Raw genomic sequence first — 21,896 nt, 5'->3', positions numbered from 1 at the left:
GCCGCGCCCGGATCGACCGGTCCGCCCGTGGGTCGGGCAGAGGGGAGCAGGAGAGGTGACCGAGCAGACGCCGACCGACGCCGGTGACGCACCGCCGCCCACCTCGGTCGAGAGGACGCTGCGCAGGCACAAGAAGGGCCCGTGGGTCTCGCGCCTGGTCGCCACCGCGATCGTCATCCTCGTGGTCACCGTGGTGGTGCGGACCTTCCGCCGCATCGACGTGGCCACCGTGTGGGACGCGCTGAGCTCGGTGCCGCTGTGGAGCCCGCTGCTGTTCCTGCCGCTGCTGATCATCCGGCAGATCTTCAGCGCCGCGCCGCTGTCGATCTTCCTGCCGGGGGTGGGCCTCTACCGCTGCACCATCAACGACCTCTCCTCCAACACCGCCTCCGCCTTCGCTCCCGCGCCCAGCGACATCGTGCTGCGGGTGGCGATGTTCCGCTCCTGGGGCATCGACGGTCCGCGGGCGCTCGCGGCAACGGCGATGAACTCGATGACCTTCTACATCGTGCGCTTCTCGGCGCCGCTGCTGGGCTTCGTGCTGCTTCCCCTGCTGAGCGTCGGGCCGGGGCTGCGCTGGTTCGACCTGGTGAGCCTGTTCATCGCCGCCTTCCTCGTCACGGTGGTGCTGCTGGTGCTGCGGGGGCGCAAGGAGGCGCGGCGGATCGGGCTCGCGATGGGCGGGATGGTGCGGCGCGTGCGCGGCACTACCGACCCGGAGGTGTGGGCGGGCGGCTTCGCGTCCTTCCAGGAGAACCTCTCCGAGCGCTTCGGCTACCGCTTCCCCCGATCCCTCGCCTGCAGCGCCGGGATGGTGCTGATGGACCTGGTGATCCTCCTGGTCGCGATGCGCATGATCGGCATCCGTCCCGATGACCTCTCGATCCTCGAGGTGGGCGTCGCCTACCTGTTCGCCTTCCCCCTGACCATGTTCCCGGCGCAGGGCCTGGGCGTCATGGACACCGCGATGCTGGCCTCGCTCACCGAGACCGCGGGTCACGAGATCGCCGAGCCCGCGATCGCGGCGATGATCGTCTGGCGCGTCATGATCGTGGCGGCGCCGCTGCTGCTGGGACTGGCCGCGATGCTCCTGTGGAGGTTCACCGGCCGGAACGCCGCGGTGGCCGGCGCTGACACCGCGGCGGGGACCTCCGACGGGTCCGACGAGGCACCGTCCGCCTGATCTGTCCGGCCTCTGGTCGGGCTGGTGATCTGGTCCGGTGAGCATCGGCTCACGCGACCAGATCACCAGCTCGACCTGCGGAGGACTCAGTGCATGTGGCACGGAGCCCGCGGGGGAAGGGGCGCGGAGCTCGGGGCCACCGAGATGCCGAGGGCACGGGCGATCACCCGGTCCGCGCCGGTTCACCGCACCGGATGACAGGCTGAAGGTGCGAGGGAGGCGCGGCGACACCTTGGATCGAGCTGGTGATCTGGTCCGGTGAGCATCGGCTCAGGCGACCAGATCACCAGCTCGAACCCTCGGGCGCGCTGCTCCGACGTCGCGTTGGGGCGCAGGGTAGGGGGTTGCCCGCGGAGCAGTGCCGGCGTGGTCTGCGGCGGGCCGAGCTCGCCAGGTCTCACGGTCAGTGGAGCCAGGACTCCGGCGGAGGTACGAGGGCTTCGATCTGATCCCACACCCGCTGCGGCACCTCGACGCGCAGTCCCTCAAGGGTCTGGGCGATGCGCCGCTCCTGGCTGAGCCCGATGGCGGTCGAGGAGATCCGCGGATCTCGCACCGAGAACTGGATGGCGAGCGAGGACAGAGGGATGCCCTCTGTCTGCGCGATGACGTCCATCCGACGGGCCGCCTGCAGGACGTCATCTCGGATCGGAAGGTATCCGTAGAGCGAGTGGCTCTGGTGCGGGCGGGAGAGGACACCGGCGCCGAGCACGGCGGCATTGACGATCCCGATCCCCTCGGCCGCCGCGCGATCGTACAGCTCGTCGGCACTGCGATCGACGAGCGTGTACCGGGAGTGCATGAGCAGCACCTCGAACTCGCCCGTGTCCAGGAACCGGTGCGCCAGCTCTATGCTGCCCGTTGCGATGCCCAGATGTCGAGCCCGACCTGCCTCCCTGGCCGCGGTCAGAGCGGCGACCGCCCCATCGGGCCCGAAGAAGTCCTCGTCCGGGTAGTACTCCGGGTCGTGCAGATACAGCAGTGGGAAGCACTGCATGCCGAGCCGGCGGGAGGACTCCTCGATCGACGCCCTGACTCGCTGCGCGGAGAAGTCGCCGTCGTGCCCGTCCACCTTCGTGGCGAGCACGAAGCCGCCCGGAGGCCCTCCGCGCCGAGCCAGCGCCTGTCCGATCCGCTCCTCGCTCCTCCCGTCGGAGTACCCGTTGGAGGTATCCAGGAAGGAGATGGGGGAGTCGAACAGAGCCGACAGCAGGGAGGACGCCTCATCGGAGGTGACCTCGTAGCCGAAGATCTGCGGCACCGAGCCGAGGACGCCACCGCCGGCACAGATCGCCGAGACGTCCAGACCCGTACGACCAAGAGGGCGGCTCCAGCCCTCGAGGTCAGGGCGAGGAGTCGCCGATCCCGTCACGAGAGCTCACTGCGCAGCGCGAGCCCATCGGGATCGGCGACGGCACCGTCGTCGTCGGTGGCAGCTCCCGGCGGAGGCCAGACCTCGGCGCCGCTCAGCACCACGTCGGCGAATCCCGGAGCGTCCTGTACCTGGCGAGTCGGGCTGGTCGTCGCCTCGTAGGTGAAGATCTCCAGCACGCTGTCGTCGTTCTTGAGGAACCGGATCTGGAAGCCGCGCGGATCGGAGGCCTGGACGATGCTGCCGTGGTGACGGAAGCCCAGCCGGTCGTAGAAGGTCTGGGTCGACTCGAAGTTCTCCACCGTCTCCGCGATGTGATCGAAACGTGGGCGCTCGGGCACACCGAGCGCGTACTCCGCATCGACGAGCTCCTGGTCGGCGACGTGGTGGTAGTGGAGGTCGCCTTGGACGAACTCCAGCAGTGTGCCGTCGGGGTCGTAGAAGAAGGCGATGCGCACCCCGCCCTCAGCATCGAGCGGTGCGAGGTGCACCGGCACACCGTCGGCCTCGACATCAGCGAAGAGACGATCGGTGTCGGCGACCTTGAAACCGATGTGGCGGAATCCACGACGGAGATCGTCCGCTTGCCAGGAAGAGAATTCGGACCCGTTCACCTTGCGCAGACGGATCGTGGCAGTCACGACGTCCAGGAGCGCATACTCGGCAGTCTCCTCCAGAACCTGCGCAGCCAGATACTTCTCGTAGAAGGCACGGGAGGTGGCAATGTCGCGGACGTTCAGGGTGATCGATCGGATGCTCATAGGGTTACACTTTCTCAATTCTTGACGGCGCCGAGCGTCATGCCGGCGATGAACTGCCTCTGGAGGAAGACGTAGACCAGGACCACGGGGATCGCGGAGAGCGCGAGACCTGCACACAGCGTGGTCCAGTCCGTGGAGTACTGGCCCTGCAGGGAGAAGAGGATGGGCTGCAGCGGCAGCTTGTCCGGAGTCTGCAGGACCGTATTCGCCATCAGGAACTCGTTCCAGGTCGCCAGGAACTGGAAGATCACCACGGTGGCGATCCCCGGCCGTGCAAGGGGCAGCACCACTCGGAGGAACACCAGGAGCTCTCCGGCGCCATCGACTCGTGCAGCCTGAACCAACTCATCCGGCAGCGATTCGAAGAAGGCGCGCATCAGGAACATCGAGAACGGAGCGGCTCCTGAGGCGTAGACGATGATCAATCCCAGTTGGCTGTCGAGGAGTCCAAACGTCCGAAGTTGGAGGTAGACCGGGATGATCAATGCCGTGCCGGGCATCATCAGCGTCGAGAGCAGCACGACATACAGCGCATTCTTGAACGGGAAGCGGAGCTTCGCGAACGCGTAGCCGCACAGCGTCGACAGAGCCAGCACGACCGCGCAGGTCACAGTGGTCATCCAGAGGGAGTTCCAGTAGTGGCCGACGAAGCCGGTGAACTCGAGGACCCTCGAGTAGGCGTCCAGAGTGATCCGCTCGGGGATGAACGGACCTCCGAACACCGAGTTGGACTCGCGCAGCGAGGTCAGGATCATCCACACGAAGGGGTAGACCGTTGCGATGCTGATCAGCAGCAGGACGGCGCTGGTGGCCCATCGGCCCATCCGTCCCGTGACCGTCTTCGAGGTGATCGTGGCGCTCATGCTCCGGCCCTCCGGCTCAGGCGCATCTGGAACAGCACCGCGACGGTGCACAGCGCCATGACGATGATGGAAAGGCTCGAGGCGTATCCGAGCTGGGGCACGGACCCCGAGGTGGATCCGAAGGCCAGACCGTAGAGGTACGTCCCGAGAACCTGGGTGCTGTTGTTGGGGCCGCCGCCGGTCATGACGTAGATCAGGTCGAAGACCTTGAAGCCGTTCATGAGATTCAGCGCGAGGACGATCGCCGTGACGAAGCGGAGACTCGGCAGCGTCACGTGACGGAAGCGCTGGAGCACTCCCGCGCCGTCCATCATCGCGGCCTCGTTCAGGCCGGGGTCGATGCCCTGGATGCCCGCGAAGAAAATCAGCATGCTCATCCCGATGCCCTGCCACACTGCGACGACCAGGAGCGCCGGGATCGCGGAGTTGGCCGATCCGAGCCACGGATGGTTGAAGCCCTCGACACCGAGACGTTGGATCGCAGCGTTGAGAGTCCCGAAGTTCGGGTCGTAGATCAGTCGCCAGAGCACGCCGGAGACGACGAACGAGACGATCCCTGGGATGAACAGCGCCGTGCGCACGACCACGGAGATCGGTCCCGGCACGGTCGCGACCATGGCGGCGATGACGAGGGGAATCGCCGTTTGGAGGACCGTCGTGGCCAGTGCCCATCCGATTGTCAGCAGGAAGGCGCTCTGCGCAACGGGGTCAAGGGCGGCTCGGAGGAAGTTGTCGAGCCCGATGAACGTGGCATCACCGAATCCACTCCATTCCGCGGTGCTGAGATAGAAGGTGTGGAGAATCGGGTACCCGACGAACAGGGCGAACAGGAAGAAGGTGGGGAGAACGAACCCGTAGGCGGCGAGCATCTCCTTCCGGCGGATCGGGGGGACGCTCCAGGGCCTGCGCACGGTCTTCGTAGGCGTCGGCGGCGCGCCGCCATGGGTCAGCGTGGAGGTCATGAGGCCGTCCCTCGGGCGTTCGCCACGGCGTCCTGCATGTCCTGAGCCACCTGCTCCGGCGTGCCGGAACCATCGAGAATCGACATCAGCGGCCCGCCCGCTTCGGAGGAGCCCGGCCCGAAGGGGATGTGTGGGCAGCCGTCGCCATCGATCAGCCACGAGGTCATCTGTTCCATGATCGGATTCTCGATGCGCTCGGCTGCGGCCTTGGTCGCCGGCATCGAGTTGGACTCGTTCATGAGCGTCGAGTACTGCTCGTCCTCGTAGAGGAAGGAGAGGAACTCGAGGATCGCGTCCTGCTTCGACTCCTCGGAGGTGACCGACCATCCGGCACCGGCCTGATTCGCGGTCCAATGCTGCTCCCCGGAGGCGATCGCCGGATTCTTCATGACCTTGTAGGTCTCGACGAACTCGGGATCGGCGTCCTGGACGAGTCCCTGAGGAGTCCACGAGCCGCTGAAGAGCATCGCGGCGCGCCCGGTGTAGAAGAGCTGCGTTGCCTCGGCGCCCTGCGTCGCCCCTGCTCCGTTCTGGAACACCGAGCCCTTCACGATCGTCTCGAAAAGCTCGAGCGCTTGGACCACCTCCGGGGAGGTGTACTCGTACCCGCTCTCGCCGCGGTCGAGGGCGAGATACCAGGTGGGGTCATCGGTGACCTGGGTGATCAGAGGAAGGAAGAAGTCCAGCCCGCTGGTGCCGGGGTTGAAGGAGGCTGACAGCGGCGCGAGATCAATGCCCCGGATGAGGTCTGCTGCAGCGATCAGATCGTCCCAAGTCTCCGGCTCGCCATCCACTCCGGCCGCGGCGAACGACTCGGGGTTGTAGAAGATTCCGAAGGTCTGAGCCATCCAGCCGATCCCGTACTGAGCTCCGTCCTGCGTGTACTGATTGTTCGCGGACTCGAAGAACCTGTCCGTGAAGTCTGCGCCCAGCGCCGCTTTGAGATCGAGGCTGATGCCGTTTGCTCCGTACTCCAGGGCGCGAGTGTGGGGAGCGAAGATCTCTGGGATGTCTCCACCGGACACCGCTGCCTGCAATGCAGGCAGGTACTGGTCCGGGCTGCCGAAGATCCGATTGGTGACCGTGATCGACGGATTCTTCTCCTGGAAGGCGTCGATCACCTTCGGCAGGACCTCCTGCTGTTCGCTGTACCAGGACCACATGCGGATCTCTGTCGTGCCCCCGCTCGCATCGCCGCACGAGGCGAGGGTGGAAGCGGCGATTGCTCCGGCGGATGCGGTGGCGCCGTACTTCAGCGCGCTGCGCCGACTGACACCCGATGACCGTGACATACCCATGGTGACGCTCCTCTTTGAACTGGTCGCAACTGCATCGATGGACGGGATGCGTACTTTCTAAACCTGAGTAAGTAGAGCTGTCAAGGGGTGGGCACCCGAGAGGTCACGCGGTGGTGCGCATGCCGCAGGTGGAGTCGAGGGCATTGCCCGTGGTGGCGTGTCGGCGTGGATGCGGCGGGACGACGGCGCCGGCCGGACGCGCGGCGCCGCCCGTTAGCGCGTGATGGCCTCGGCGCGGAGCACGGAGATCGCGGCGCCCGATGCTGCCCCGTCGAGGCCGAGGCTGGACAGGCGCACGGTCACCTCATGGACCGGACGCAGGAAGAAGCGTCGGTCCAGAGCGTCCTGGATCCGCTCGGCGTAGATCTCGCCGACCAGTTCGAGCGTGGGGCCGGCGAGGACGACCTCTTTCACATCGAGGGTGTTGGCCAGGCCGACGACTGCTTGCGCGAGTCGCTCCGCCGCGCCGCTGATCAGGGCCATCGCGCCGTCGTCGCCGGTGACGGCGGCCCGCACGATCTTCTCGAAGTCGACGCGAATCGTGTCCCGATCACCGACGAGCGCGAGGCGCGCCACCAGTGAGGTGTCCGCCAAGGCCGCGGTGACGAGGTACTGAGGGGCTGCGAGCCGCTCGAGGCATCCGCGGTTCCCGCAGCTGCACTCCGGGCCGTCGGGATCGAGCGGAAGATGTCCGATCTCGCCCGCATTCGAGGATGTGCCTCCATAGAGCTCGCCGTCGAGGACGATACCCGCTCCGATGCCATTGGCCAGGTAGACGGTGATGAAGTCCGAAGAGGTATCCCGGGCGACCCAGTGCTCAGCGAGCGCTGCGCAGCCGTAGTCCTTCTCGAGCCGGACGGGAATCGACGTGAGTGCGGTGAACTGCTCCTGGACGTCATAGTCCTCCCAGTCCGAGGCCACCAGGGACATGCGCAGCCGCTTCTTCTCCTCGTCGAAGCGGCCAGGGCTCGCCAGACAGGTGCCGACGACGTCGGATACCGTGATCCCGGCGGAGGAGATCATCTCCAGCACGGCTGCTGAGACGCGCTCGGTGATGTGGGGTGGGAGGTCTCCGCGGGTTCCCTCCAGTTCACGCGATGCCAGGATGGCGCCGCTGAAGTCGGTCAGCACGCACTGGATCCGGGTGTCGTCGAGGACTACGCCGACAGCATGCATCGCCCCCGGGGCCAGCCGGAGCAGGGTGCGGGACTTCCCCCGCCCGCTCGAGTCCTGGCCGGCCTCCTCGACGAGCCCCGCCTCGAGCAGGCGGCGCACGGTCTTGGAGATGGATGTCTCCGTGAGTCCCGTGGTGTGAGAGAGCTCGACGCGGGAGATGGGGGACTGGCGCCGGACCAGATCCAGCACGGCAGTCGCGGTTTCGGCGGCCGTACGATGGCGCAGTGGGGTCACGGGGTGCTCCTCGAGGGCTGGACGAGACTCATGGCGATTCTCCCTTGCGGTGGGCGGACGTGGCCAACATACTTACTCAACGAGAGTAAGTAATCACATAGCTTGTGTGGAGGTCTTTCATGGCTGTCAAGGGACTCGCGCTGTACGCGATCCGTGATGCGCTCGCCCACGACCCGGATCGCGCTCTCGCACGGGTCGCGGAGATCGGCTTCGAGGGCGTGGAGCCGTTCGGGCTCGGGAACCCGTCCCTGACCAGGGGAGAGCGGCTGACACAGGCGAAGATGCTGCGGCGGAGCATTGATCTGGCGGGCCTCACGGCCAGTTCGGCGCACACCCGATTCCCGGCTCCTTCGGAGATGGACTGGCTCCTCGAGGAACTCGCGATCGTCGGAGTTCCCGTCGCGATCGCCAGCATCCCCGAGCACGTCCTCGGCTTCGGTCGAGATGTGCTGACCACCCCCGGAGGAGTCCAGCGCTTCGCGGACGCTTTCGGGCTGCTGGCCGACAGGGCAGCAGAGCACGAGGTGCGGATCGGTTATCACAATCACTGGTGGGACTGGCCCGAGCTGCCCGACGGCACGCGGGGATACGACCGATTCCTCCAGGCGCTGGACCCGTCGATCGTCGCCGAGGTCGATCTGTACTGGGCGCACACGGCAGGTCGAGACGTCCCGGCGCTCCTGCGAGGCCTGGGGGATCGCGTCGAACTCGTGCACTTCAAGGACGGGCCGGGTCGTGCCGACGACCCGCTCGCCGATCAGGTCCCGCTCGGATACGGGAGCGCGGATCTCGACGGTGCGGTCGCTGCTCTGCCAGCAGGGCTCGAATGGGCGCTCGTGGAGCTTGATCGCACCGCGCTCGACCCCTTCGACGTGGTCACCGCGGGGTATCGCTGGCTCACAGCTCACGGCTTCTGACCCCATGCTCGGGGAGTCCCGCCGGACACCGCACCGGATGACAGGCTGAAGGTGCGAGGGAGGCGCGGCGACACCTTGTCACGGATCGAGCTGGTGATCTGGTCCGGTGAGCATCGGCTCAGGCGACCAGATCACCAGCTCGAACCCTCGGGCGCGCTGCTCCGACGCCCCCGTCGGCCTCAGCGCTTGTGGTACAGGCCCCGGCGCTGGAAGCGGGGCTCGGAGGTCACCGAGATGCCGAGGTTGCGGAAGATCCCCTCGTCCACGCCGCCCAGGATGGTGGTGGTGTGCACGTCGCAGCCGGAGAGGTTCTGCAGCTGAGCCAGGGCCCGGGCGGCGTGCTCGTCGTTCGAGGCGGAGACGGACAGGGCGATGAGGACCTCGTCGGTGTGCAGGCGCGGATTGCGCGAGCCCAGATGATCGGTCTTCAGCGTCTGGATCGGCTCAATCGACGCGGGGGAGAGCAGACGCACCTCGTCCTCGATACCGGCCAGGTGCTTGAGCGCGTTGAGCAGCATCGCCGCGCTGCAGCCCAGCAGCTCGCTGGTCTTGCCGGTGATGAGCGAGCCGTCGGCGAGCTGGATCGCCGCGCCCGGCTCGCCGGTGCTCTCCTCGACCGCGAGCGCCGGGCCGACGACGGCACGATCGGCGAGCTCGCAGCCCGCCTTCGCCATCACCATCGCCACCCGCTGGGAGACGATGTCGTCCAGATCTCCCATCCGCTCGGCGACCACGGCCTTGTAGTAGCGGCGGATGATCTCCTGGCGCGCCGCCTCCCGGCACGCTCCGTCGTCGACGATGCAGTGCCCGGCCATGTTCACGCCCATGTCCGTGGGCGAGGCGTAGGGGGAATCGCCGGTGAGCTTCGCCAGCAGCGTCCGCAGCAGCGGGAACACCTCGACGTCGCGGTTGTAGCTGGTGACCTGTTCGCCGTAGGCATCGAGATGGAAGGGGTCGATGAGGTTGAGGTCGTCGAGGTCCGCGGTGGCGGCCTCGTAGGCGAGGTTCACGGGATGCTCGAGGGGGAGGTTCCAGATCGGGAAGGTCTCGAACTTCGCGTAGCCGGCGGCGATGCCGCGGGCGTGGTCATGGTAGATCTGGGAGAGGCAGGTGGCGAGCTTGCCGGAGCCCGGCCCGGGAGCGGTGACCACCACCAGGTCCCGCTGCGTCTCCGAGTACTCGTTGGCGCCCAGGCCCTCCGGGGAGACCACCCGGGCCGTGTCCTGCGGGTAGCCGGGGATCACGCCGTGCCGCGCCACGGACAGGCCCAGCCGCTGCAGGCGCTCGATGAAGGCGAGCGCCACGTGGTTGGACTCCTCGAGCTGGGTGATCACCACGTTCTCGACGAGGAAGCCGTGCTCACGGAAGACGTCGATGAGCCGCAGCACGTCCTCCTCGTAGGGGATGCCGAGGTCCGCACGGACCTTCTGCCGCTCGAGGTCCTTGGCGTTGAGGCACACCAGGATCTCCAGCTCGTCCCGCAGCCGCTCGAGCATCGCGATCTTGTTGTCCGGGGTGAAGCCGGGCAGCACGCGGGAGGCGTGATGGTCGTCGAAGAGCTTCCCGCCCATCTCGAGGTACAGCTTCCCGCCGATCTGCTCCCGACGGGCGTGGATGTGCTGCGACTGCAGCTCGATGTACTTCTCCCGGTCGAAACCGGCGGCGGGGGACGGGGGAGCGGTGCGGGGGGCGGAGGCAGTCACCCCGGCACGCTAGCACCGCCGCCGGCGCTCCCGCTGGGACACGACCCCGTCCCCGCAGCAGCCCTCAGGGGGCGAGGTGCCCGATGCCGCGCAGCGGATCATCATCCCGAGGCGCCGAGTGTGGCCTCGCGATCGCGCTCCCGATCCGCTGTCGCGGCGGCGACATCACGCGGGTAGGTGAGGTGGAGCAGGCCGAGCACCAGGGCGTTGACGACCATGAGCACCCCCAACACCCAGAAGAAGACGCTCTGGATGCCGTGGGTGACGGCGAACTGGCCCGCCCCGAAGGAGAAGAGCGCCCAGCCGATCGTCTCGAAGACGGTGATGAAGACGGCCATCGCCTGGCCGCGGAGCTTGGGTGGGATGACTGCGGCCACGATCGGCCGGTTGACCGGCGGGTTCATGCCCTGCGCGGCGCCCATCAGGGCCCACAGCACGGCGTAGGCGAGGATCCCGCCCAGGTGGAGCTGCGTGGCGACCATGGCCGCGACGGCGAAGAGGATCTGGGCGAGCTGGATGTACCAGATCCGTCCGTGGCGCGGCATCACCCGATCGAGCACGCCCACCAGCATCCCTCCGCCCAGGGTTCCCACGAGGTATCCGATCCCGAAGGGCAGCAGGACGGTCGCGGCGAGGGCGTTGGAGAACCCGCGCTCGTCGACCAGGAAGGTCACGCCGTAGACCGAGATCAGCAGGTGGCCGGAGAGCAGGCGCGAGAGCATCATGAGGCTGTACGAGCGGACCCGGAACAGCCCGAGGATCGCGCGCAGGGAGGTCTTCTCCCGGACGCGGCGCCCGGACGCGAGATCGGCGAACTCCGGTTCCGAGGCGCCGACGCCGGGGTCCTTGATGAGGACGAGCTGTGCGACGCCCGCGAGCGCCGCGATCGAGCCCATCGTCGCCAGTCCGTACCGCCAGCCGTCCTCGGACAGGGAGAACAGCCCGATCAGCGGCCCCATGAGCGAGGCGATGCCGTTGATCGCCCCGTAGAAGTAGGACATCGCGCGTGCCCGCTCGCGGTCGGAGAAGCAGTCGAGGATGAGGGCGTTGCCCACGGGGGAGGCCCCGACGAGCGCGGCGGCCATGAGGACGTTCAGCACGAGCAGCGAGATGTAGCCGGTGCTGAACGCCGAGGCGATGCCGAAGGCGCCGCCCAGCAGCGAGGTGGTGACCAGGACGGTCTTGCGGGAGGTGCATGCGGCGAGCCAGGTCCACAGCGGTCCCGCCGGGGCGGAGGCGAGCTTTCCGAGCGCGGTCATGGTGCCCAGGTGGCCGCTGTTCAGACCGAGGGACGCAGCGATCGAGGGGAAGAGCGTTCCGATCAGGCTCCCCTCGGTGCTGTCCACGGCGGTGGAACCGGTGAGCGTGGCCAGGTTTCGCCAGCGGTGCGGGACCCGGGTCGCGGGGGAGTGCTGGGACGCCGGGGCGTCCGGTGCGGTCGTGGACATCGAGGATCCTGTCGTCGTCGTCAGGGGCGGATCGGTGCGACGGCTCCGCGGTGAGCTGCGAGGGGCCCGTCCGGAGGAGATGCCTCATTGCAGGCCATGACACAATGCGAATGCCGATGGGTGGGGAGCATGACACAATCGTCACGCTCGGTCAACGTGCTCCCGATGGTTGGCGTGCTTGCCCTTCCATTCCACATGTGTCACGCTTGGCGACGATCACCTCAGGAGGCACGCGATGAAGCTCGAGCACCTGCTCCTCGGTGTGCTGGCGCTGAAGCCGGCCACCGGATACGACCTCAAGAAGTACATGGATACCTCCGGGCGCTTCCTGCGCTCGAACACCCAGATGAGCCAGGTCTACCGCTCGCTGGCCGCCATGGAGTCCCGCGGATGGGTGGTCCATGAGGTCGAGCCGCGGCCCGGCGCGACCGACGCGAAGCGGTACAGCCTCACCGAGGAGGGTGCGACCGTCTTCCTCGACTGGCTGACCGGTCCGTACCACCCGCCCACGCGCTTCGAGGAGCCCGACCTCCAGGCCCGACTGGCCTTCGCGGGCTTCATGACGCGGGAGGCGCTGATCGGCCTGCTCGACACCGAGATCGAGGAACGCACCCGGGAGGTCGCGCGCTACCGCTTCCGCGACCGGCACCTCGAGACGGCCCCGGAGCTCCCCTTCGACGAAGCGCTCGCCGCGCGCGTCGGGGAGTGGTCGCACCGCACCGGCGCCGCGGCGAAGGACGCCCATATCGCGCGCGTCGCCGCTCTCCGCGAGGAGCTGCGCTCAGCCCCTGCCGCGTCACCTGTCACCCCCACCGTCCGGGCACAGCGCCCCGTCACCCCTGAGGAGACCGCCCGATGAAGGCCATCATGCTCATGTTCGACAGCCTGAACCGGCACATGCTGCCGCCGTACCGGAACACCATCGTCGACGCCCCGAACTTCGCCCGGCTCGCTCAGCGCGCCGCCACCTTCGACAACTTCTACGCCGGATCGATGCCGTGCATGCCCGCGCGGCGCGAGCTGCACACCGGGCGCCACAACTTCCTACACCGCTCCTGGGGCCCGCTCGAGCCCTTCGACGACTCGATGCCCGAGATCCTGCGCGAGAACGGCGTGCACACCCACCTGGCCTCGGACCACCCCCACTACTGGGAGGACGGCGGCGCGACCTACCACACCCGCTACTCGACCTGGGAGTTCTTCCGCGGCCAGGAGGGCGACCCGTGGAAGGGCGTGGTCGACGCCGGGCCCGGCATGCGCTCGCAGGACCGCGTGAACCGCTCCTACATGCCCACCGAGGCGGAGCACTCCCAGACCCTCACCGTCGATGCCGGGATCCACTTCATCGACACCAACGCCCAGGTCGATCGGTGGATGGCGCAGATCGAGCTGTTCGATCCGCACGAGCCGTTCTTCACCCATCAGGCGTACAAGGACCTCTACCCCCACGAGTACGACGGGGAGGAGTTCGACTGGCCCGGCTACCAGAGGATCTCCGAGCCCTCCGAGCAGGTCGAGCACGCGCGGTACGAGTACGCCGCGCTGGTCTCGATGTGCGACCGCTCGCTGGGCCGGGTGCTCGATGCCATGGACCGCCACGGGCTGTGGGAGGACACGATGCTCATCGTGAACACCGACCACGGCTTCCTGCTGGGGGAGCACGGCTGGTGGGCGAAGTCCGTCCAGCCGTGGTTCAACGAGCTGGTGCACCTGCCGATGTTCCTGTGGGATCCGCGGTCCGGCGCGGCCGACGCCCGCCGGGGCGACCTCGCCCAGACCATCGACATCGCCCCCACCCTGCTGTCCTTCTTCGGACTCGACGTCCCGGAGGACATGCAGGGGCTCGATCTCGCCCTCCCCGACGCGCACCGCGAGGCCGCGCTCTACGGCATCCACGGCGGGCACGTGAACATCACCGACGGCCGGTACGTGTACATGCGCTCCAGCGGCACCGCGGAGAACTCCCCGCTCGAGGAGTTCACGCTGATGCCCACGCATATGCGCTCGCGCTTCGCCGTCCAGGAGCTGGCGGAGTGGGAGCCCGCCTCGCCCTTCTCCTTCACCAAGGGGCTGCGGACCATGCGCCTCGAAGCAGCGGCCGGCTGGATGAATCCCTGGCAGCACGGCACGCTGCTGTTCGACCTCGAGGACGATCCGCAGCAGCTCTCCCCCCTGGTGGACGACGAACTCGAGCTGCGCTTGGCCCAGCTCCTCGCCGAGCGCCTGCGGGCCAGCGATGCGCCCGCCAGCCAGTTCGAGAGGCTCGGCCTCCCGGCCAGCGGCCCCGTGGGTCCCGAGCACCTGCTCGCGCGCGAGCACGCCGGCCGCGCGCGGGAGATGGCGGAGCCGATGCCCGCGACCGACGAGCTCGACCGACCCCGGCTGCTCACCACGCCGATCCACGAGCTGTCCTCGACCCCGGCGGTCCGCCGTGTCCTCGAGCGCATCGCCCCGACCCTGTTCCACACCGAGATGGTCGCGGTGCCGGCCACGGTGAGTCTCTGGCAGCTCGCCCTCACCGGTGCCCTCAGCGTCCCGCAGCTGCGGGCGATCGACGCAGCGCTCGCCGAGGAGTCCGAGGAGGCCCTCGCAACGGCCGGGGAGCGATGAGCGCACCGGACCACCATCCCGCCGGCACCGGCTGCGGCTGCGGACTATCGGCGCCACCGCGCAGGGGAGCCGACGCTCCGGCCCGCGTCGTGCCCGCGGGTGCCGCGGGGTCCCACCCGATCGAGCAGGTGCGCGTCCCCGCAGGCACCTTCCTGATGGGCGACGCGTCCGGGGATGCGAACCGGGCCGACGGAGAGACGCCGCGGCACGAGGTCGCCCTCGGCGCCTTCGACATCGATGCGACACCGGTGACCACCGCCGCGTTCGCGCGCTTCGTCGAGGAGACCGGGTACCGCACCGAGGCCGAGCGCTTCGGGGAGTCGGCCGTCTTCCACCTGGCCGTCGAGGCGGCGGAGGCGGAACGGATCGGACCGACGCCCGGCGTTCCCTGGTGGATCGGCGTCCTCGGCGCCGACTGGCAGCATCCCGGCGGCCCGGGCTCGAGCCTCGCGGGTCTCGAGGAGCATCCCGTCGTCCACGTCAGCTGGAACGACGCGCAGGCGTACTGCACCTGGGCGGGACGGAGCCTTGCCACCGAGGCGCAGTGGGAGTACGCGGCCCGCGGCGGACTCGATGGTGCCCGCTACCCCTGGGGCGACAACCCGGTCGACGAGGGCGGCTGGCGCGCCAACATCTTCCAGGGCACCTTCCCTCGGACGAACACCCTCGAGGACGGCTTCCTCACCACCGCCCCGGGGCGCAGCTTCGAGCCCAACGGGTACGGGCTGTGGCAGTGCGTGGGTAACGTCTGGGAATGGTGCCGCGACTGGTTCCATCCGGGCACCTATCTCGAGCGGTCCCGGCGCGGCGGGACCCACATCGATCCCGTCGGACCGGAGACGGGTCACGCACGGGTGCTGCGGGGCGGCAGTTACCTCTGTCACGACTCCTACTGCAACCGCTACCGCTGCTCCGCCCGTTCCCGGAACACCCCGGATTCCTCGATGGGCAACGCCGGCTTCCGGACGGTCTCTGCACCCGCATAGCGGCCGCCGGACCGCGGTGACGTCGACTCCTCGACCCTCAGGGCGCCGCACGCCGCGGAGCGAGGAGCGTCTGTGCGAGCCCGAGCAGTCCCGCGGCCCGCAGCGGACCGGCGGGATCCGGCGACGCGCCCACCTCGCGGGCCTCGCGCGGGGGGATGCCGTAGAGGTGACGGAAGCGGCGCGAGAAGTGGAAGCGGTCCGGATAGCCGCACAGCACGCCGACTTCACTGATCGTGGCGCTACTGCGCTGCAGCGCCGTCGCGGCCTGCCAGAGCCGGACGAGCTCGAGGAATTGAGCGGGCCCCATGCCCAGGGCTGACTTCACGACACGGTGGAGATGCGCGGGCGTGACATGGGACCTGCGGGCCAGCTCCTCGACGTGGATCAGCCGCAGCCCGTCCCGGGCCCAGATCTCGCCGGTCTCCTCCAGCGCCGCGAGTACGGCGGCGGGGAGTCCGGCCAGGGGGTCCCTCGGCAGCGGTCCGGTGACGTAGAGATCGACCAGCCAGTGGAGGACCTGCGCACTGCGCTCTGCGGCGGGCCGGCCCTCGTCACCGGCGAGAGCCAGCAGGTAGTCGCACAGCGACTCCAGCACCGGCAGCTCGGAGAAGCTGCGCATCGCGGGCCATGCTGCCGGATCCGGCAAAGATCCCAGATCGTCCGCCGTGAAGTGCAGATATGCGTGCCGGCTGGAGATCACCGGATCCCAGGCGTAATGGTCCTGCACGCCGGGCCGAGTGATCGCCACGTCCCCGGGCAGGAGGGAACAGGAGCGTGCCTCGGTCGGCGCGCGCCCCGGCGAGAGCGTGAGCTGAGCGGAGCCCGCGAGGAGCCAGACGAGCTCGAAATCCGGCAGGCGTCGTGGACCGTAGCTGGAGCCGGGTGGATAGTCCGCGATCCGCGCGGGACCGGAGGCCGTCAGGGAGAGGTCGGAGGAGATCATGATCAGTCATTGAACCGCAATCCTGTGGCATGGACCACAGTGTGTTCCTTCGCTGTACTGGCCATCATGACCACACAGTTCGCCGTCACCCCGCATACCGATCCCCGTCATGAGCGACTCGTGGACGACTACGAGCGCGACGGATTCGTCATCCTCGAGGACGCGATCGACGCCGACCTCGTCGCCTCCCTCCGGCGCGACGCCGCCCGGATCTGTCGGGGCGAGCTCGGCGAGGTGGATGCCGCGCCGGTCGACGTCTCCGCCACGGCGGACACCGAGGAGCTGATGCGCCAGTTCCTGTGCATCCACTACCCGCACAAGATCTCCGAGGTGGCCCTCGAGGCGCTGAAGGCGCCACGGATCCTCGATGTCCTCACCCGGGTGATCGGCCCCAATGTCAAAGCCATGCAATCGATGCTCTTCATCAAGTCCGAGGGCAAGCCCGGACAGGCCTGGCATCAGGACGAGTACTTCATCCCCACCCGCGACCGCTCCCTGACGGCGGCATGGATCGCCCTGGATGACGCGACCATCGAGAACGGATGCCTGTGGGTGCTGCCGGGCTCCCACCGCCGCGGCGTGCTCTATCCGGACCGCGAGCAGAACGATCCCGCTTTCGACTGCACGATCGAGGCCTACGACTTCCCGTGGGACGACGCCGACGCGGTCCCCGTCGAGATCCCGGCCGGGAGCGCGATCATCTTCAACGGCTACCTGCTGCACCGCTCCCTCCAGAACTCCGGCGAGCACGGCTATCGCCGTGCGCTGGCGAATCACTACATGAGTGCCGAATCGCTGCTGCCCTGGCAGGCGATGCCGGAGGGGGTCCACGTGGGCAAGCACGACTTCCGCGACATCGTGATGGTCGCCGGGGAGGATCCGTACGGCTACAAGGGGACCAGCGACATCGCGCGCCCGCACTCCCGTCCGGACAAGGAGGGCGGATGCGACCGCTGAGGACGTCGGGAAGCACGCCGGTCGCATCACACCGCGGCGTCCGTCGCAGAGATGCAGGACGATCATGAACCAGCGCTCAGCACAGAGCGGCACGGCCCGCGCGACACGGCGAGGATTCCTGACTGCTGGAGGCGCCCTCGGAGGCGCCGCTGCTCTGGCCGCCTGCGGCGGTGCGATGGGAGGCGGTGGCGGCGGAGCGAGCGACAGCGGAGAACTGGTCGGCATCGGGAACAACGGGAGGGCCGGTGCAGGTCGGGACGGGGCGACGGCGGACCATCTGTTCATCGCGGGCTTCCAGTGGAGCCCGCCGACGAACTTCAACACCTTCGCCGCCTCGCCCGCCTGGCCCTCCGCCGGCAACGCCGCCCAGTACGTCTACGAGACGCTGCTGCGCTTCGACATCCTGACTGGCGAACTCCTTCCGGGCCTGGCCGCTTCGCACGAGATCAACGGCACCGAGTCGATCACCCTCACCCTCCAGGAGGGCGTGACCTGGCACGACGGATCGGAATTCACGGCGGACGACGTGCTGTACACCTTCGAGCTCGGGAAGATCGATCCGGGCCTGGGCATCGCGGGCATCTGGACCGAGGTCGACGAGATGACGGCCGAGGGCACCACTCTCAGCCTGGCGATCAACCAGGAGCGCAGGAACGTCGACTCGGTACTGAACACGCTGGCCACACAGCCCATCGTGAACAAGGCGCAGTTCGAGCAGGCTGCCGCGGACAGCGGGGGCGCGATCGCGTCCTGGGAGACGATGGAGCCGATCGGCACGGGCCCCTTCACTCTCGAGCTCGCCGACCAGACCCAGATCGTGCTGGCACGGCACGAGGACTATTGGGGGACTTCGATGCACGGGGGCCTCCCGGCGATGTCCAAGATCATCCATCCCATCTTCAAGTCCGCAGAGGACGGCAACATCAAGTTCCAGAACGGCGAGCTCGACGTCATGCAGCAGTTCGTTCCGCAGATCTGGAAGATGTGGGAGGCGGACAAGCCGGTGGGGACCTACCTTCGTGACAAGCCGTACTATCTCCCGGGCTCGATGCCGATGTTCATCATGAACACGGCGCGGCCGGGTCTGGACGATCCGTTGGTGCGCAAGGCGCTCGCCCACGCCGTCGACTACGCCTCGATCGCGGAGACCGCGATGTCGGGGTATTCGTCGCAGGTGCTGGCCTCGCTGGTGATCCCCGACGGCGCCGAGGACCAGTGGCTGGATCGGGAGAAGGCCGAGGCTGACGGCTGGGTCTACGACGCCGCGAGGGCGGAGTCGCTGCTCGAGGAGGCCGGCTACGCCAAGGGCGAGGACGGGATCTACGCCAAGGACGGTCAGAAGCTGGGGCCGTGGAAGCTCATCACGCCGCAGGGCTGGACCGACTGGAACGCGGCGCTGGAGATCGTGGCGAAGAACTTCCAGGCGATCGGTGTGGACGCGGCGACGAACTTCCCGCAGCAGGCCCAGACCCAGACCGCGATCCAGAACGGGGACTTCGACCTGTGCTGCTGGTCCGTGGCCGGCACGGGGCCCTCCACGCCGTGGCAGCGCTTCAGCGACGTGATGAGCAACGTCGATCTGGCCCCCGCCGGTGAGCGGGCGTACCGCAACTACGGGCGGTGGGAGAACGACCAGGTCAACGATCTGCTGCAGGATGCGGCCGCGGCGGTCGAGGACGCCGAGAAGAAGGTGGCGCTGGTCGCCCTCGACGATCTCTATCGCGCCGAGGTGCCGGCCTTCCCGCTCATGTACCGGCCCGATGAGTTCTTCGAGTTCAACGCCAGCAACTGGGCGAACTGGCCCACCGAGGAGAACGACTACGCCCCGCCGATGTTCCGCGGCGCGGGCAACCAATGGCTCTTCGAGATCACCCGGATCGGCAGCTGACGGCTCTGCCGACGAGCGGCGACGGCCCGGGGGGCATGATCCTCCTGGGCCATCGGCGCGTCTCACTCCCGGGGCAGCACCCCGGAGCGCCACACCAGGAAGGTGACGACCCAGCAGGGGAGCGCCAGGCCGAACACCGGGACCAGCCCCGGCAGGGACTGCCAGATCGCGGCCGCGGCGCCGAGCACCACGAGGACGGAGAGGGTGAGGCCGGGCCGCGCGACCAGGACCGTCAGCACCATCCGCAGCACCGTGCGCAGTGGATCCTCGAAGTGAGCCGCGAGCGGCCACACCACGACGGTGACCAGCGCCAGAGCAACGGTCAGCAGCACCACGATGCCGCTCGCCGCGGGGCCCGCAGTCCCCAGATCCAGGGCGGAGAGCACCCAGCGGTCTGCGAGCAGCAGCGCCCATCCGGTTGCGAGCACGGCACCCAGGCGCGTGGCCCGCACGAACTCGCCGCGCCAGGCCGCCCAGAACTCCGCCCACAGCGTCCCGCGAGGGGGCGGCGAGGTGCCCTCGGCCTCGTGCACGCCCTCGATCCGGTCCTGCCGCAGCACGGCATGCAGCGCGGCGGTCGCCGGCGCGATCCCCAGCACGATGCCGCCGGCGAGGACCCCCAGCACCCAGAGCAGGTTCAGCAGGAACAGGCGCAGGGCGAGCTCGCCCAGCCCCAGGTGCCAGCGCACCAGCTGCGGCATGAGTCGTCGCGGCCGCGCGGGGTTCGCCGTGCTCATCCCTTCACCGACCCGATCAGCACGCCCTTCTCGAAGTACTTCTGGAGGAAGGGATACAGGATGATCACCGGCAGGGTCGAGACGATGATGACCCCGTACTTGATCTGGTCCGCATAGCGCTGGCCGTAGGCGCCGCCGGACCCGCCGGCGCCGCCCGCCCCGCCGGAGAACGCCTGATTGGACAGCAGGATGTCCCGCAGCACGATCTGCAGGGGCTGCTTGTCGTAGTCGCGCACGAAGACCAGGCCGGTGAAGAAGTCGTTCCAGTGGAAGACCAGGTAGTACAGGCCGATCACCGAGATCAGCGCCTTCGACAGGGGCAGCGCGATCGTGGTGAAGAACCGGAAGTAGTCCACCCCGTCGATCATCGCGGCCTCGAAGAGCTCCTCGGGCAGGGAGTTCTCGAAGAACGCCCGCGCGATGATCAGGTTGAAGACGTTCAGCGCCGAGGGGAGGATGAACACCAGCCAGTTGTCCAGCAGGCCCAGGTCCTTGTACAGCAGGTAGGTGGGGATCAGCCCGCCGCTGAAGAACATCGTGAAGGCGAAGAACAGCATGAGCGGACGCCGGGGGCGGAACTCGCGCCGCGAGAGCGCATAGGCCGCCGGCAGCGTCACCACGAGGTTCAGCATCGTCCCCACCACGCTGTAGACCAGGGTGTTGCGGTAGCCCGTCCAGATCCGGGAGTCGGCCAGGATCTGCTCGTACCCGAAGAGGCTCAGATTCTTGGGCAGGAGCAGGACCCGACCGGTCGCCACCGCCGTCGGATCGCTGATCGAGGCGATCAGCACGAAGTACAGCGGATACAGCGTGGCGAACAGGACGGCGGCCAGGATGAGGGAGATGACGCTCATGAAGAGCAGGTCGCTGCGGCCCAGCCGTCGGCCCACTCGTCGACTCAGGCGGCGCGTGCGCGCGGTGCGCAGGGTGTCGGTGCTCATGGGTCCCCTCACCACAGGCTCGTGTCGGTGACGCGCTTCGAGATCTGATTGGCCAGCACCAGGAACGCGAAGTTGATGACGGTGTTGAACAGCCCGATCGCCGTGGAGTAGCTGAACTGGCTGGAGAGGATGCCGATCTTGTACGTGTAGGTCGCGATGACCTCGGAGACCGGCAGGTTCAGGGTGTTCTGCATCAGGAAGATCTTCTCGAATCCCGTGGCCAGCACCCCGCCCATGTTGAGGATCATCAGGATGACCATCGTGGGGACGAGGGCCGGGATGTCGACGTGGCGGATGATCTGCAGCCGGGAGGCGCCGTCGATGCGCGCCGCCTCGTACAGATGCGTGCTCACCCCGGCGAGGGCGGCGAGGTAGATGATGCTGTTCCACCCGGTGTGCTGCCAGATGTCGGAGAGCACGTACACGGGCACGAAGGCCGTGGTGCTGCCCAGGTAGTTGATGTCGTCCAGACCGAACAGCGCCAGGAAGCGGGTGATGAGCCCGGTCTCCGGCGAGAGGAACACCTGGAGCATGCCCACGATCACCACGATGGAGATGAAGTGCGGCAGGTAGGTGACCGTCTGCACGAAGCGCTTGAGGCGCGAGTGCAGGATCTGGTTGATCACCAGCGCCAGGAGGACCGGGGCGAGGAAGCCCAGCACGAGCGTCGACAGCGAGATGACGATCGTGTTCCGCATGAGGTCCCAGAACAGCGGGCTCTCGAAGAACTGTCTGAAGTATTTCAGCCCCACCCACTCCCCGCCGGTCAGCCCCTTGGTGGGGTCGAACTCGCGGAACGCGAGCTGGATCCCGTACATGGGGATGTAGGCGAAGACGATGACGACGATCAGCGCGGGAGCGAGCATCACCCACAGCTGCCAGTAGCGGCCCAGGTGGCGGCGCATCCGCGCCACCGG

19 protein-coding genes are annotated in these 21,896 nt (G+C 68.1%); 7 read left to right on the top strand and 12 right to left on the bottom strand.

Annotated elements, in window-relative coordinates; all coding sequences use genetic code 11:
* Window positions 1-55 precede the first annotated feature (55 nt).
* Complete coding sequence (locus CXH06_RS11950; protein ID WP_157975716.1) at window positions 56-1,183, top strand: lysylphosphatidylglycerol synthase domain-containing protein; 1,128 nt, start codon at window positions 56-58, stop codon at window positions 1,181-1,183.
* 403 nt (window positions 1,184-1,586) lie between these two features.
* Here the strand turns inward: CXH06_RS11950 and CXH06_RS11945 are convergent, their stop codons facing one another.
* From CXH06_RS11945 to CXH06_RS11920, 6 genes are all read right to left on the bottom strand, one after another.
* Window positions 1,587-2,555, bottom strand: coding sequence for an aldo/keto reductase (locus CXH06_RS11945; protein ID WP_114855424.1), 969 nt, complete (start codon window positions 2,553-2,555; stop codon window positions 1,587-1,589).
* On the bottom strand, window positions 2,552-3,316 hold the full coding sequence (locus tag CXH06_RS11940; protein WP_114855423.1) for a VOC family protein: 765 nt from the start codon (window positions 3,314-3,316) through the stop codon (window positions 2,552-2,554). Before CXH06_RS11940 ends, CXH06_RS11945 begins: the two co-directional genes overlap by 4 nt.
* 14 nt (window positions 3,317-3,330) lie before the next feature.
* Window positions 3,331-4,179, bottom strand: a complete 849-nt coding sequence (locus tag CXH06_RS11935; RefSeq protein ID WP_114855422.1) for a carbohydrate ABC transporter permease — start codon at window positions 4,177-4,179, stop codon at window positions 3,331-3,333.
* On the bottom strand, window positions 4,176-5,141 hold the full coding sequence (locus CXH06_RS11930; RefSeq protein WP_114855421.1) for a carbohydrate ABC transporter permease: 966 nt from the start codon (window positions 5,139-5,141) through the stop codon (window positions 4,176-4,178). Before CXH06_RS11930 ends, CXH06_RS11935 begins: the two co-directional genes overlap by 4 nt.
* Window positions 5,138-6,439, bottom strand: a complete 1,302-nt coding sequence (locus CXH06_RS11925) for an ABC transporter substrate-binding protein (protein WP_114855420.1) — start codon at window positions 6,437-6,439, stop codon at window positions 5,138-5,140. Before CXH06_RS11925 ends, CXH06_RS11930 begins: the two co-directional genes overlap by 4 nt.
* Before the next feature lie 213 nt (window positions 6,440-6,652).
* Complete coding sequence (locus CXH06_RS11920; protein WP_369832989.1) at window positions 6,653-7,804, bottom strand: ROK family protein; 1,152 nt, start codon at window positions 7,802-7,804, stop codon at window positions 6,653-6,655.
* A gap of 164 nt (window positions 7,805-7,968) precedes the next feature.
* On the opposite strand from CXH06_RS11920, the gene CXH06_RS11915 reads away from it, so the two are divergent.
* Window positions 7,969-8,766 carry a sugar phosphate isomerase/epimerase gene (locus tag CXH06_RS11915; RefSeq protein WP_114855418.1) on the top strand — a complete coding sequence of 266 codons (798 nt, stop codon included), beginning with the start codon at window positions 7,969-7,971 and terminating at the stop codon, window positions 8,764-8,766.
* 179 nt (window positions 8,767-8,945) lie between these two features.
* Here CXH06_RS11915 and CXH06_RS11910 read toward each other — a convergent pair whose 3' ends face one another.
* Window positions 8,946-10,469, bottom strand: a complete 1,524-nt coding sequence (locus CXH06_RS11910) for a DUF1846 domain-containing protein (RefSeq protein ID WP_114855417.1) — start codon at window positions 10,467-10,469, stop codon at window positions 8,946-8,948.
* Between the two features lie 101 nt (window positions 10,470-10,570).
* Window positions 10,571-11,917 (bottom strand): MFS transporter, encoded by a 1,347-nt coding sequence (locus tag CXH06_RS11905; RefSeq protein ID WP_114855416.1) that lies wholly within the window; start codon window positions 11,915-11,917, stop codon window positions 10,571-10,573.
* Window positions 11,918-12,152: 235 nt separating this feature from the next.
* On the opposite strand from CXH06_RS11905, the gene CXH06_RS11900 reads away from it, so the two are divergent.
* Genes CXH06_RS11900 through CXH06_RS11890 form a run of 3 tightly spaced genes read left to right on the top strand, consistent with a single transcriptional unit; the run spans window position 12,153 to window position 15,513 of the window.
* Window positions 12,153-12,776 (top strand): PadR family transcriptional regulator, encoded by a 624-nt coding sequence (locus tag CXH06_RS11900; protein ID WP_114855415.1) that lies wholly within the window; start codon window positions 12,153-12,155, stop codon window positions 12,774-12,776.
* Entirely contained in the window at window positions 12,773-14,527 is a 1,755-nt protein-coding gene (locus CXH06_RS11895) for a sulfatase (RefSeq protein WP_114855414.1), read from the top strand. The genes CXH06_RS11900 and CXH06_RS11895 overlap by 4 nt, the downstream gene beginning before the upstream one ends.
* Window positions 14,524-15,513: a formylglycine-generating enzyme family protein gene (locus CXH06_RS11890; RefSeq protein WP_114855413.1), complete on the top strand. Its 990-nt coding sequence runs from the start codon at window positions 14,524-14,526 to the stop codon at window positions 15,511-15,513. The genes CXH06_RS11895 and CXH06_RS11890 overlap by 4 nt, the downstream gene beginning before the upstream one ends.
* Before the next feature lie 37 nt (window positions 15,514-15,550).
* On the opposite strand, the gene CXH06_RS11885 is transcribed toward CXH06_RS11890, so the two are convergent.
* Window positions 15,551-16,456: an AraC family transcriptional regulator gene (locus CXH06_RS11885; RefSeq protein ID WP_114855412.1), complete on the bottom strand. Its 906-nt coding sequence runs from the start codon at window positions 16,454-16,456 to the stop codon at window positions 15,551-15,553.
* A gap of 66 nt (window positions 16,457-16,522) precedes the next feature.
* Between CXH06_RS11885 and CXH06_RS11880 the strand changes: the two genes are divergently transcribed.
* Both CXH06_RS11880 and CXH06_RS11875 read left to right on the top strand, forming a co-directional pair.
* Complete coding sequence (locus CXH06_RS11880) at window positions 16,523-17,413, top strand: phytanoyl-CoA dioxygenase family protein (protein ID WP_114855411.1); 891 nt, start codon at window positions 16,523-16,525, stop codon at window positions 17,411-17,413.
* Between the two features lie 64 nt (window positions 17,414-17,477).
* Complete coding sequence (locus CXH06_RS11875; protein WP_114855410.1) at window positions 17,478-19,301, top strand: ABC transporter substrate-binding protein; 1,824 nt, start codon at window positions 17,478-17,480, stop codon at window positions 19,299-19,301.
* Between the two features lie 62 nt (window positions 19,302-19,363).
* On the opposite strand, the gene CXH06_RS11870 is transcribed toward CXH06_RS11875, so the two are convergent.
* Genes CXH06_RS11870 through CXH06_RS11860 form a run of 3 tightly spaced genes read right to left on the bottom strand, consistent with a single transcriptional unit; the run spans window position 19,364 to window position 21,884 of the window.
* Entirely contained in the window at window positions 19,364-20,038 is a 675-nt protein-coding gene (locus CXH06_RS11870) for a YesL family protein (protein ID WP_114855409.1), read from the bottom strand.
* The gene (locus CXH06_RS11865) at window positions 20,035-20,979 is read right to left on the bottom strand and encodes a carbohydrate ABC transporter permease (RefSeq protein WP_114855408.1); all 945 of its coding nucleotides are present in this window, start codon (window positions 20,977-20,979) and stop codon (window positions 20,035-20,037) included. Before CXH06_RS11865 ends, CXH06_RS11870 begins: the two co-directional genes overlap by 4 nt.
* 8 nt (window positions 20,980-20,987) lie before the next feature.
* Window positions 20,988-21,884 (bottom strand): sugar ABC transporter permease, encoded by an 897-nt coding sequence (locus CXH06_RS11860; protein WP_232820329.1) that lies wholly within the window; start codon window positions 21,882-21,884, stop codon window positions 20,988-20,990.
* Between the last annotated feature and the right edge of the window lie 12 nt (window positions 21,885-21,896).

The sequence above is a fragment of the Brachybacterium sp. YJGR34 genome (assembly GCF_003347015.1).
Lineage (GTDB): Bacteria > Actinomycetota > Actinomycetes > Actinomycetales > Dermabacteraceae > Brachybacterium.
Note: the sequence above shows the minus strand (reverse complement) of the source record. Positions and strands in the feature narration are given on the sequence as shown.